Genomic DNA, 12,541 nt, shown 5'->3' with positions numbered 1-12,541 from the left:
AAACGCTGGACCTAAAAAAACCCGGACACTGTCCGGGTTTTTTATTGGATCGCTACGGCGCTTTATTCAGCAGCCGGCGCTTCCGGCTTCCGGCGCTTGAGCGGCGCCATGCCGTCCTTGCTGACCAGCGACAGAGCGTCGGTCTTCGGGCGGTTGGCGATTTTGCGTTTGGTCGGGGCCTTGGCGCCGGTTTTCTTCTTGTCGCCTTTGGCGTCGACCTTTTTCTTCTTCACGCCAACGGCTTTGCCCGAGGCCTTGACCTTTTTCGGTCCGCCGTAGGTGCCTTTGACTTCCTTGATGGTGCGGCGCTCGAAGCTCTGCTTCAGGTAGCGCTCGACGCTCGACATCAGGTTCCAGTCGCCGTGGCAGATCAGCGAGATGGCCAGGCCATCGTTGCCGGCGCGGCCGGTGCGACCGATGCGGTGAACGTATTCGTCGCCGCTGCGCGGCATGTCGAAGTTGATCACTAGGTCCAGGCCTTCCACGTCGAGGCCGCGAGCGGCAACGTCGGTGGCGACAAGGATTTTCACGCCGCCCTGCTTCAGGCGATCAATGGCCAGCTTGCGATCTTTCTGGTCTTTGTCACCGTGCAGCACGAACGCTTTGTATTCCTGCGCCACCAGGCGGCCATAGATACGGTCGGCCATGGCCCGGGTGTTGGTGAACACGATAGCCTTCTGATAGGTCTCGTTGGCCAGCAGCCAGTTCACGATCTGTTCTTTGTGCTGGTTGTGGTCAGCGGTGATGATCTGCTGACGGGTGGTCGCGTTCAGATCGCTGACGTTGTTCAGCTGCAAGTGCTCTGGATTGTTCAGGACCTTGGCGACCATCTCGCGCAAGCCCGAACCACCGGTGGTGGCCGAGAACAGCATGGTCTGCTGGCGGTTGGTGCACTCTTCCACCAGACGCTGGACGTCTTCGGCAAAGCCCATGTCGAGCATGCGGTCGGCTTCGTCGAGGACCAGGACTTCGACTTCTTTCAAGTCGAGGTTGCCGGCGTTCAGTTGCTCGATCATCCGGCCCGGCGTACCGATCAGGATGTCCGGCACCTTGCGCAGCATGGCGGCCTGAACCTTGAAGTCTTCACCGCCGGTGATCAGGCCGGACTTGATGAACGTGAATTGCGCGAAGCGCTCGACTTCCTTGATGGTCTGCTGGGCCAGTTCGCGGGTCGGCAGCAGGATCAGGGTCTTGATGCTGACGCGGACTTTAGCCGGGCCGATCAGACGGTTGAGGATCGGCAAAACGAATGCAGCGGTTTTGCCGCTACCGGTTTGCGCAGTCACCCGCAGGTCACGCCCTTGGAGCGCCAGCGGAATAGCCGCTGCTTGCACAGGCGTTGGCTCGACAAATTTAAGCTCGGCCACGGCTTTGAGCAGGCGTTCGTTCAGGGCGAATTGGGAAAACACGGGTGTTACCTCGAAGAAATACAAAAAAACAGCTGCATAGGGTAACGGTTTCGAGCGCCGAGGCCGAGTGTCTTTATGCAAACGACCGCAAACAGTGGCTTTTTTGTTGCCTGATTTGTCTTCAAACGTCATGCAAAGCGTCTTAAATGCTCTAATCGCCCCGTCGCGTCCTACAGAAGAACCGTTTTACCCATGGATATCAAACAGCTCTGGCTCAACGTCCAAGACCTCTGGGGTGCCCTCGATCAGCACCCGCTCCTGCATTCCGGCCTGGCGCTGATCCTGCTACTGGGGGTGGCGCTGGTCCTCGGACGAGTGGCGCGCTATCTCATTATTCACGCGACCAAAATGCTCGGTCGCCAACCGGCCCTGCACTGGGTCAACGACTTTCGGCACAACAAGGTCTTTCATCGCCTGGCGCAAATGACACCGTCGCTGGTGATCCAGTTCGGCCTGTACCTGGTGCCGGATCTGAGCAAGACCAGCCTGATTTTCCTCGGCAACGTCGCACTGGCGTTCACCATCCTGTTCCTGGTGCTGTCGGTCAGCGCCTTGCTCAGCGCCCTGCTGGACATCTACGCACGCACCGAACATGCCCGCACCCGGTCGATCAAAGGCTACGTGCAGCTAGCGAAAATGGTCTTGTATGTGTTTGGCGCGATCATCATCGTCGCGACGTTGATCGACCGCTCGCCGCTGTTACTGCTGTCGGGTCTGGGCGCCATGTCGGCGGTGATTCTGTTGGTTTACAAGGACACCCTGCTGTCGTTCGTCGCCAGTGTGCAGCTGACCAGCAACGACATGCTGCGGGTCGGCGACTGGATCGAGATGCCGCAAGTCGGTGCCGACGGTGACGTGGTCGACATCACGCTGCACACGGTCAAGGTGCAGAACTTCGACAAGACCATCGTTTCGATTCCGACCTGGCGCCTGATGTCCGAGTCGTTCAAGAACTGGCGCGGCATGCAACAGTCCGGTGGACGACGGATCAAGCGCAGCCTGTTCATCGACGCCAGCGGCGTGCGGTTCATCCGCGATGACGAAGAGCAGAAACTGTCCCAGGTGCATCTGCTGACTGACTACATCAGCCGCAAGCAGGCTGAACTCAAGGCCTGGAACGAGGCTCAGGGCAACGTCGCGGCGATGTCGGCCAACCGGCGGCGGATGACCAACATCGGGACGTTCCGGGCCTATGCGTTGGCGTATTTGAAGAGTCACCCGGAGGTCCAGCCGAACATGACCTGCATGGTCCGCCAGATGCAAACCACTGCACAGGGCATTCCGCTGGAAATCTACTGCTTCACCCGCACCACCGCGTGGGCGGATTACGAGCGGATTCAGGGGGATATTTTCGATTACCTGCTGGCGGTGTTGCCGGAGTTTGGCTTGAGCCTGTATCAGCAGCCGAGTGGCGGTGATTTAAGGGCCGGGCTATTGCCGGCAATGTTGGGCGCGAGCCACATTCCCGAACCCGAAAAACACATGATGTAACACCCCGAACCCCTTGTAGGAGCGAGGCTTGCCCGCGAAGGCGGTTTGTCAGATGGCATCAATACTGACTGATACACCGCCTTCGCGGGCAAGCCTCGCTCCTACGAAGAGCGGATTGCGGTGGGCCTGATACCCATCCGACTGATCCACACCGCCATCAGAATCACCGATCCACCAAAGAGCAACCGCCCCAGCTCTTCATGCTGATTCCAGATCAGCAGATTGATCAGCAACCCCACCGGCACATGCAGGTTGTTCATCACCGCCAGCGTGCCGCCATCTACCAGGCAAGCGCCCTTGTTCCACCAGTACAACCCGAGCGCAGTCGAGACCAGGCCGAGGAACACCAGCACGCCCCACTGCAACGGCGCCTCCGGCAGGAAATTCTGTTTGCCAAACAGCAGGAACGCCGGCAATGCCACCGCCAGCGCGCCCAGGTAGAAGTAACCGAAACGCCGGTAGTGCGGCAGATCGCTCGGATGGCGCGCCACCAGATGTTTATAAAGCACCTGCCCGGCGGCGTAGGTGAAGTTGGCCAGTTGCAGCAGCAGGAAGCCCATGAAGAAATCCGGGTTGATCCGGTCGTAACGAATCACCGCCGCACCGAGCACCGCCACCAATGCAGCCACCAGCGCCCACGGATTGAAGCGCCGATTCAGGGCATCTTCGATCAGGGTCACGTGCAGCGGTGTGAGGATGGTAAACAGCAACACTTCCGGCACCGTCAGCACCCGGAAGCTCAGATACAGGCAGACGTAGGTCACGCCGAACTGCAACGCACCGATCAGCAGCATGCCGCGCATGAACGCCGGTTCAACCGAACGCCAGCGCGTCAACGGAATGAACACCAGCCCCGCCAACAACACGCGCACCAGCACCGCAAAGTAACTGTCGACATGACCGGCCAGGTATTCGCCGATCAGACTGAAGGAAAACGCCTGGATCAGCGTGACAAAAAGTAGATAGCCCATGCTCGCCTCGTTTCGAATGGCGGCGACGATAGCGGGTTTTGCTGGCGATCGCGAGAACACACAGATCCCTGTAGGAGCGAAGCTTGCTCGCGAAGACGGCGTGTCAGCCGCTATTTATGTTGAATGTGGCACCGTCTTCGCGAGCAAGCTTCGCTCCTACAGGTTCATGTTGCGGCCACCAAATCCCAAGCAAAAAAAAGCCCGATCTCGCTAAAGCGTTCAATCGGGCGACAGCACTCAGGAGCAACAAGTGCAAAGGGAGGTTCGATGCGCGTAAAGCCTTGAAGGGGTTGCGCCAGGCCACTTGAACATCAAGGGATTATCTGGCGATTAAAGCCTCAAGCCACTTGGGAAAGCTTAGCGTTGGCCTGGTTCAGGCCTTTCTCCTGGAAGTCACCGCCCAGGTTCATGCCCTCGGCGTGAATGAAGGTCACGTCGTGAATCCCGATGAAACCCATCACCTGACGCAGGTACGGTTCCTGGTGATCGGCCGTGCTGCCGGCGTAGATCCCGCCGCGAGCAGTCAGCACGTAGGCACGCTTGCCGCTGAGCAAACCTTGCGGGCCGGTGTCTGTGTACTTGAAGGTCACACCGGCACGCAGCACATGGTCGAGCCAGGCTTTAAGGGTGCTCGGGATGGCGAAGTTGTACATCGGCGCGGCCATGACCAGGACATCGGCAGCCAGCAGTTCGTCGGTCAACTGGTTGGAGCGTTCCAGGGAAATCTGTTCGATGTCGTTGCGCTGCTCGGCAGGTTTCATCCAGCCACCCAACAGATTGATGTCCAGGTGCGGCACCGGGTTGACGGCGAGGTCACGCACGGTGATCTGGTCGTTCGGGTGCGCGGCTTTCCACTGACTGATGAACGTCTGGGTCAACTGGCGGGAAACCGAATCTTGCTGACGAGCGCTGCTTTCGATGATCAGAACACGTGACATGGGATGTAGGCTCCATCTGAGAATGCTGTAAGGCGATGGAGTGAAGGTTAAACAGAGTCATATCGATGAAAAAGCGCAAATAACTGCTATAACCCATCAATAAATTCGTTTATAAGCGGAGCATACTTACTCTGTAGGAGCGAGGCTTGCCCGCGAAGGGGCCGTGTCATTCAACATCGATGTCGACTGACACACCGCCTTCGCGGGCAAGCCTCGCTCCTACAGTGTTTCATGTCATTTGGGGGTGCAGGTCAGGTTGATTCGCATCTTGATAATGGTCCGGGTGAATTTGGCGGTGGCATTTTTGTGTTTGCCGGCGGCCACTTCGATAGAGCGGGTGCGCGGTGCTTCCGGACCATTGTTGAAAACAACCTTACAGATCGCATCGGTGTCGCCGTAGTTGTTGACCTGAATGGAGGCGATGTCGTTATCCGTATCGTAGGCGTTGTAGTCGATCTTCATGCCGTTAAGGTTTTTCTCCACATCGATCGGATAAGCAAACGCGGTCAGCGGCAGCATCGCCAACAGCACACAACAGAATTTTCTCATTCAGCAGTCTCCAATAAGGACTGCCAGCTTAGGACAAGAGGAGCTATTCATGAAAGCGCCGCGCGTGACCCTTGATCAATGGCGAACCTTACAAGCCGTGGTCGACCACGGTGGTTTCGCCCAGGCCGCCGAAGCGCTGCACCGCTCGCAATCGTCGGTGAGCTACACCGTGGCGCGTATGCAGGACCAACTCGGCGTGCCGCTGTTGCGCATCGATGGCCGCAAAGCGGTGCTGACCGAAGCCGGCGGCGTGTTGTTGCGTCGCTCGCGGCAACTGGTGAAACAGGCCAGCCAGCTCGAAGACCTGGCCCACCACATGGAGCAAGGCTGGGAAGCGGAAGTGCGGCTGGTGGTCGATGCCGCTTACCCGAGCGCCCGCCTCGTCCGCGCGTTGACCGCGTTCATGCCGCAGAGCCGTGGCTGCCGGGTGCGTCTGCGCGAAGAAGTGCTGTCGGGTGTGGAGGAAGTCCTGCTTGAAGGCGTGGCCGACCTGGCGATCACCGGTTTCAGTATTCCGGGCTACCTGGGTGCGGAGTTGAGTGACGTCGAATTCGTCGCTGTCGCTCACCCCGAACACCCACTGCATCGTCTCAACCGCGAACTGAACTTCCAGGATCTGGAAACTCAGATGCAAGTGGTGATCCGCGACTCCGGTCGCCAGCAACCACGCGACGTCGGCTGGCTCGGCGCCGAACAGCGCTGGACCGTCGGCAGCCTGGCCACCGCGGCGACGTTTGTCAGCAGCGGCCTGGGTTTCGCCTGGCTGCCCCGGCACATGATTGAACGCGAACTCAGGGAAGGCACGCTCAAGCTGCTACCGTTGGACCAGGGTGGCAGCCGCAACCCGAGCTTCTATCTGTATTCGAACAAGGACAAACCCCTGGGCCCGGCGACGCAAATCCTGATCGAACTGCTGCGCACCTTCGACACGGCGCCGCTGGATGCGCCGTTCGCCGCCCCTGAACAAGCCTGATACGGAGTATCTGCATGGCCTATTTCGAACATGAAGGTTGCAACCTGCACTATGAGGAATACGGTCACGGCACGCCGTTGCTGCTGGTCCACGGGCTGGGTTCCAGCACCCTGGACTGGGAAAAGCAGATCCCGGCGCTGTCAGCCCATTACCGGGTGATCGTCCCGGACGTGCGCGGTCACGGTCGCTCCGACAAACCCCGGGAGCGTTACAGCATCGCCGGATTCAGTGCCGACCTGGTCGCCCTGATGGAACACCTTAACCTCGGTCCCACGCATTACGTGGGCCTGTCCATGGGCGGCATGATCGGTTTTCAGCTGGCCGTGGATCAGCCGCGAATGCTCAAAAGCCTGTGCATCGTCAACAGCGCGCCCGAGGTCAAACTGCGCAGCCGCGACGATTATTGGCAGTGGTTCAAGCGCTGGAGCCTGATGCGTGCCCTCAGTCTGGGCACCATCGGCAAGGCTCTGGGCGCGAAGCTGTTCCCCAAACCCGAACAAGCCGATTTGCGCCAAAAGATGGCTGAGCGCTGGGCAAAAAACGACAAACATGCTTATCTCGCCAGCTTCGATGCGATCGTTGGCTGGGGCGTTCAGGAACGACTTTCGAAGGTCGCCTGTCCAACCCTCATCGTCAGCGCCGACCGCGATTACACGCCGGTATCGCTGAAGGAAACCTACGTAAAACTGCTGCCCGATGCGCGGCTGGTGGTGATCGCCGATTCGCGCCACGCCACCCCGCTGGATCAACCCGAACGCTTCAACCAAACCCTGCTCGAGTTTCTCACCGCAGTCGACACCACCTCACTCAGGATCACTGACCCATGCTGAAAAAAATCGCCCTCGTCGCCGGCTCCGTTCTGTTTGCCGCCAACCTGATGGCCGCAACGCCCGTCGCCAAGGCGCCGCACGTGTTGCTGGAAACCACCAACGGTCAGATCGAAATCGAACTGGACCCGGTCAAGGCGCCAATCAGTACCAAGAACTTCGTTGATTACGTCAACAGCGGCTTCTACAACAACACGATTTTCCACCGTGTGATTCCTGGTTTCATGGTCCAGGGCGGTGGTTTCACTCAACAAATGCAGCAAAAAGAAACCAAGGCTCCGATCAAGAACGAATCCAAGAACGGTTTGCATAACGTCCGTGGCACGCTGTCCATGGCCCGGACCTCCAACCCGGATTCGGCCACCAGCCAGTTTTTCGTCAACGTCAAAGACAACGACTTCCTCGACAGCGGTGATGGCTATGCCGTGTTCGGTAAAGTCGTCAAAGGCATGGACGTGGTGGACATCATCGTCAACACGCCAACCACCACTCGCGGCGGCATGAAAGACGTGCCGGCCGACCCTGTGTTCATCAAGTCAGCCAAAGTTATCGACTAATCTGCACAGGAGTGCTTGAGCGGCTGCCGGTATCCGGCGCCGCTCATATCGTTTAAAGGAGAGCCCGCGCGCGGGCGGAGAACTGATGCTTTATCGCCGTTTTGAGAAACTGATCGACATATTCCGTGACGCTCCGACGGCGGCTCCGCCGGATCGGGTTCTCCCCTTCTATACCTATTACTTGAAGCAGGTCTGGCCGAGTTTCGCCGCCCTGCTGATTGTCGGCCTGTTCGCCTCATTGATCGAAGTCGCGCTGTTCAACTACCTGAGCCGCATCATCGACCTGGCCCAAGGCACGCCGAACCCGGATTTCTTCCAGGATCACGCACTTGAACTGACCTGGATGGTGGTGGTGACCCTGATTCTGCGGCCGATATTCTTCGGACTGCACGACCTGCTGGTGCACCAGACGCTGACCCCGGGCATGACCAGCCTGATTCTCTGGCAGAACCACCGCTACGTACTCAAACAGAGTCTGAATTTCTTTCAGAACGACTTCGCCGGGCGCATTGCCCAACGCATCATGCAGACCGGCAACGCTCTGCGCGATTCCGCCGTCCAGGCAGTGGACGCCCTATGGCATGTGCTGATCTACGCCATCAGCGCGCTGGTGCTGTTTGCCGAAGCCGACTGGCGCCTGATGATCCCGCTGACGACCTGGATCGCCGGGTTCATCGGCGCGCTTTATTACTTCGTGCCTCGGGTCAAGGACCGCTCGGTGCAATCCTCCGATGCACGCTCCAAACTCATGGGACGGATCGTCGACGGCTACACCAACATCACCACCTTGAAGCTGTTCGCCCACACCAACCATGAACAGCGATACGCCAAGGAAGCCATCAAGGAGCAAACCGAAAAAGCCCAACTGGCCGGGCGCGTGGTCACCAGCATGGACGTGGCGATCACCAGCATGAACGGCCTGCTGATCGTCACCACCACCGGCCTGGCCCTGTGGCTGTGGACGCAGTCGCTGATCTCGGTGGGCGCGATTGCCCTGGCGACAGGCCTGGTGATTCGTATCGTCAACATGTCCGGCTGGATCATGTGGGTGGTCACCGGCATCTTCGAAAACATCGGCATGGTCCAGGACGGTTTGCGGACCATCGCCCAACCGGTCAGCATCACCGACCGCGATCAGGCCAAACCGCTGACCGTACCCCGTGGCGAAGTGCGTTTCGAGCACGTGGATTTTCACTACGGCAAGAAGAGCGGGATCATTGGCGACCTCAACCTGACGATCAAGCCCGGTGAGAAAATCGGCTTGATCGGACCATCAGGCGCGGGTAAATCGACCTTGGTCAACTTGCTGCTGCGCCTCTATGACGTGCAGGGCGGGCGAATCCTCATCGATGGGCAGAACATCGCTGAAGTCGGCCAGGAAAGCCTGCGCGAGCGCATCGGCATGATCACCCAGGACACCTCGTTGCTGCACCGTTCGATCCGCGACAATTTGCTGTACGGCAGGCCCGATGCCACCGACGCCGAGCTGTGGGAAGCAGTGCACAAGGCCCGCGCCGATGAGTTCATTCCGTTGCTGTCGGACGCCGAAGGCCGCACCGGTTTCGATGCGCATGTGGGTGAACGCGGGGTGAAACTCTCCGGCGGCCAGCGTCAGCGGATTGCGATTGCCCGGGTGCTGCTCAAGGACGCGCCGATCTTGATCATGGACGAGGCGACCTCGGCCCTGGATTCGGAAGTCGAGGCCGCGATCCAGGAAAGTCTTGAAACCCTGATGCAGGGCAAAACCGTGATCGCCATCGCCCACCGACTCTCGACCATCGCCCGGATGGATCGGCTGGTGGTCCTGGAAAAAGGCAAGATCGCCGAAACCGGTACCCACGCCGAACTGTTGGCGCATGGCGGGTTGTATGCGCGGCTGTGGCAGCACCAGACGGGTGGGTTTGTCGGTATCGATTGATATCGCGAGACCACCTCCCCTGTGGGAGCGGGCTTGCTCGCGAAGAGGGAGTGTCAGTCACAATCAATGTTGCCTGACCCACCGCCTTCGCGAGCAAGCCCGCTCCCACAGGGAATATCTACACCCTGATAAACCGCCATAACCCTCTAACACAGGCCCTGGCGGTTTTTTGTGGCCGCTGGAAATCCGCAAAAACCCTGCTGTACTCAGCCAAGGTTCTGGAGATGAGCCTGTCGTAAGCCTGCAGGATGCATCACGCGATACAGTCTCGATAGGACGCCTATCAAGGACGCTCTCATGTCTCTGTTCAAACGTTCAGTCACTGAGTTGTTAGGTACGTTCTGGCTGGTATTGGGAGGTTGCGGCAGTGCGGTGCTCGCCGCGTCTTCTCCCCTTGGGATCGGGGTGCTGGGTGTGGCCATCGCGTTTGGTCTTTCCGTGTTGACCATGGCGTTCGCCATTGGCCATATTTCCGGTTGTCACCTCAACCCTGCCGTCTCCGTCGGCCTGTGCGTTGGCGGTCGGTTTCCCTCCCGGGAGCTGCCCGCGTACATCATCGCCCAGGTGATTGGCGGCATTATCGCCGCTGCGCTGATCTACTACATCGCCAGCGGCAAGGAAGGCTTCGATCTCTCCGCCGGACTGGCCTCGAACGGCTACGGCGAACACTCCCCCGGCAAGTACTCAATGGCCGCTGGCTTTGTCTGTGAACTGGTGATGACCGCGATGTTCGTGTTGATCATCCTCGGCGCCACCGACAAACGAGCGCCTGCCGGGCTTGCACCGATTGCAATTGGCCTGGCCTTGACGCTGATTCACTTGATCTCGATTCCCGTCACCAACACTTCAGTCAACCCGGCTCGCAGCACCGGCCCGGCGTTGATAGTCGGTGGCTGGGCCATCGCGCAGTTGTGGATGTTCTGGGTGGCACCGCTGCTTGGCGCGGTGATAGGCGGCATAACGTATCAATGGTTAGGCAAGGAACAAGGTTAACGCGTCAGGTGACGTGAGGATCTGACTGGCCGAAAGTGCAAATAAAATCCTCATGTTCGTTCATATTCTTCACGTTGTGTCTTCAACTACTGATGCAACCCCAGAACAAACAGATACAAACCCCTTCTTACACCTCTGCAAAAACCAAGATACTCTTCCTGCGCAACTGCTTAATCCCTTTTAAATACAAATCGTCAGTAAAACCATTAGCAAAGGATTGCTATGAAGAACTTCAAATCAGCACTTCTTATCCCCCTGAGTCTTGGGCTTTTTCAGGGAAATGTTTATGCAATGGATATCAAGGATCACATTAGAATCGAGAAAGCGAAAATTGAATTTGAATTCAATTGTACGGTGAGCGGAACGATCGACGAAAACGAGTCGATTTACCCGGCCAATACCCCGGAAGCAGCTAAGGTCCTTGCCATTGCGAAATCCGTAAAAAGCGACGTGCAATGCGTAAAACCCAAGTATCAATACAGTTGTTTCCTCCCCGAAAACAGGAACATTCCGCTTTCCGGTTCGATCACCTACTCTTACTGGTCGAACAGCCCGACCCTCAGTGAGTTTAAAAAGTCTGAAACCGGGAAGAAACTTCGCGGCTGTCAGGCGCCATGGTGGTAACTGCGCCGCACCTATAATACAACTCGACACTTGATTACCAACAATAAGGCCCTTCATTGAAAGGCCTTATTGTTTATAACGCTGTCGTCAAACCTGACGATAAGGTAGTGCCGCAAAGGCTTGTTCGGCGTAAGCCAGCACGCCAACCCTTTCCTGCTCCAGAAAATCCTTTACCGCCGCTTTCAATCCCGCGTGAAGCAGGTAATGCCAGGAATGCGTGATCACCGGTTCGAATCCGCGAATCAACTTGTGTTCACCTTGGGCGCCGGCATCAAAACGCTGGAAGCCGTTGGCAATCGCGTAGTCCATGCCCTGGTAGAAGCAGGTCTCGAAATGCAGACGGTCGAACTCCGCCAGGCAGCCCCAGTAACGCCCATAAAAACTGTCACCGCCCACCAGGCTGAAGGCCATGGCTACGGGGCGTGAACCTTGTTTGGCCAGCACCACGCGAATGGATTCGGGCATGCGCTCGGCCAGCAGACTGAAAAATTCCCGCGTCAGATAGGGCCTTTGCCGACGCACCGCGTAGGTATTGGCGTAACAGGCATAGACGAAATCCCACTGCGCCTGATCCAGTTGCCGGCCTTCCAGCCACTCGAAATCAATACCCTGCCCCGCCACTTGCTCGCGCTCTTTGCGCATCTGCTTGCGTTTGCGCGAACTGAGGACGTCAAGGAAGTCCTGAAAATCCCGATAACCGCGATTCTGCCAATGGTACTGACAGCCGATTCGCTGCAACCAGCCAGGTTGTTCGGCTAATGCTGCGTCGGTGAAAGAGTCCGTGAAATTGATGTGAGCGCTGGAAAGCTCTTCGATCTCAAGGTAGCCAGGCAAGCTCTTCAGTAATTCAAAGCCGTCTTCGACCGTGGCCGCCAGCAATCGCGGCCCGCTGACCGGGCTGAACGGCACGGCGGTCAACAGCTTGGGGTAATAGTCGATGCCGGCACGCTCGCAGGCATCGGCCCAGGCGTGATCGAACACGTACTCGCCGTAGGAATGCCACTTGCGGTAACTGGGCATCGCAGCGATCAGCCGCCCCCCTTCGATATTCAACAAATGCTCGGGTTGCCAGCCGGAATGAGGACCGAGACTGCCGCTGTCTTCCAGTGAGCTTAAGAAGGCATGGCGCAGAAACGGCTGATTATCCGGCACCAGGGCATCCCACGTGTGCGGACCAATATCGGACAGGCTTTCCAGACGTTGCAGCGGCATCGACACCCTCTCTACTTCTTCGCGTAACAGCCTGGCGAGTATCGCCTATCGCCCGCTATTGCACATCCGTCAAAAACCG

Annotated in this window: 11 protein-coding genes and 1 pseudogene; 7 read left to right on the top strand and 5 right to left on the bottom strand. The window is 58.2% G+C overall.

Annotated elements, in window-relative coordinates; translation table 11 throughout:
- Positions 1-62 precede the first annotated feature (62 nt).
- Positions 63-1,409 carry a DEAD/DEAH box helicase gene (locus ACYZTM_RS23070; protein ID WP_131060457.1) on the bottom strand — a complete coding sequence of 449 codons (1,347 nt, stop codon included), beginning with the start codon at positions 1,407-1,409 and terminating at the stop codon, positions 63-65.
- A 192-nt stretch (positions 1,410-1,601) separates the two neighbouring features.
- Here ACYZTM_RS23070 and ACYZTM_RS23065 point away from each other — a divergent pair, with 192 nt between their 5' ends.
- Positions 1,602-2,900, top strand: coding sequence for a mechanosensitive ion channel family protein (locus ACYZTM_RS23065; RefSeq protein ID WP_131060456.1), 1,299 nt, complete (start codon positions 1,602-1,604; stop codon positions 2,898-2,900).
- 101 nt (positions 2,901-3,001) lie between these two features.
- Here ACYZTM_RS23065 and ACYZTM_RS23060 read toward each other — a convergent pair whose 3' ends face one another.
- The 3 genes from ACYZTM_RS23060 to ACYZTM_RS23050 all read right to left on the bottom strand — a co-directional run bounded on the left by ACYZTM_RS23060 (position 3,002) and on the right by ACYZTM_RS23050 (position 5,358).
- The gene (locus ACYZTM_RS23060; protein ID WP_461984831.1) at positions 3,002-3,871 is read right to left on the bottom strand and encodes a carboxylate/amino acid/amine transporter; all 870 of its coding nucleotides are present in this window, start codon (positions 3,869-3,871) and stop codon (positions 3,002-3,004) included.
- A gap of 338 nt (positions 3,872-4,209) precedes the next feature.
- Entirely contained in the window at positions 4,210-4,809 is a 600-nt protein-coding gene (locus ACYZTM_RS23055; RefSeq protein WP_461984828.1) for an FMN-dependent NADH-azoreductase, read from the bottom strand.
- A gap of 234 nt (positions 4,810-5,043) precedes the next feature.
- Positions 5,044-5,358, bottom strand: coding sequence for a 3-phosphoglycerate kinase (locus ACYZTM_RS23050; protein WP_131060452.1), 315 nt, complete (start codon positions 5,356-5,358; stop codon positions 5,044-5,046).
- Between the two features lie 49 nt (positions 5,359-5,407).
- Here ACYZTM_RS23050 and ACYZTM_RS23045 point away from each other — a divergent pair, with 49 nt between their 5' ends.
- The 6 genes and pseudogenes from ACYZTM_RS23045 (at position 5,408) to ACYZTM_RS23020 (ending at position 11,250) form a co-directional block, all read left to right on the top strand.
- Positions 5,408-6,331, top strand: coding sequence for a LysR family transcriptional regulator (locus ACYZTM_RS23045; protein WP_131060451.1), 924 nt, complete (start codon positions 5,408-5,410; stop codon positions 6,329-6,331).
- Between the two features lie 14 nt (positions 6,332-6,345).
- Positions 6,346-7,151, top strand: a pseudogene (locus ACYZTM_RS23040) (alpha/beta fold hydrolase).
- A 3-nt stretch (positions 7,152-7,154) separates the two neighbouring features.
- Positions 7,155-7,715: a peptidylprolyl isomerase gene (locus ACYZTM_RS23035; RefSeq protein WP_131060449.1), complete on the top strand. Its 561-nt coding sequence runs from the start codon at positions 7,155-7,157 to the stop codon at positions 7,713-7,715.
- An 85-nt stretch (positions 7,716-7,800) separates the two neighbouring features.
- Positions 7,801-9,633, top strand: coding sequence for an ABC transporter ATP-binding protein (locus ACYZTM_RS23030; protein WP_131060448.1), 1,833 nt, complete (start codon positions 7,801-7,803; stop codon positions 9,631-9,633).
- 297 nt (positions 9,634-9,930) lie between these two features.
- The gene (aqpZ, locus tag ACYZTM_RS23025; protein ID WP_131060447.1) at positions 9,931-10,626 is read left to right on the top strand and encodes an aquaporin Z; all 696 of its coding nucleotides are present in this window, start codon (positions 9,931-9,933) and stop codon (positions 10,624-10,626) included.
- Positions 10,627-10,848: 222 nt separating this feature from the next.
- On the top strand, positions 10,849-11,250 hold the full coding sequence (locus tag ACYZTM_RS23020; protein WP_131060446.1) for a hypothetical protein: 402 nt from the start codon (positions 10,849-10,851) through the stop codon (positions 11,248-11,250).
- An 87-nt stretch (positions 11,251-11,337) separates the two neighbouring features.
- Here ACYZTM_RS23020 and ACYZTM_RS23015 read toward each other — a convergent pair whose 3' ends face one another.
- Positions 11,338-12,462, bottom strand: coding sequence for a GNAT family N-acetyltransferase (locus ACYZTM_RS23015; protein ID WP_461984823.1), 1,125 nt, complete (start codon positions 12,460-12,462; stop codon positions 11,338-11,340).
- Positions 12,463-12,541: the final 79 nt, after the last annotated feature.

Source organism: Pseudomonas sp. MDT2-39-1, assembly GCF_054898085.1.
The sequence above is the reverse complement of the archived record's forward strand: the minus strand, read 5'-3'. Positions and strand labels throughout refer to the sequence as shown.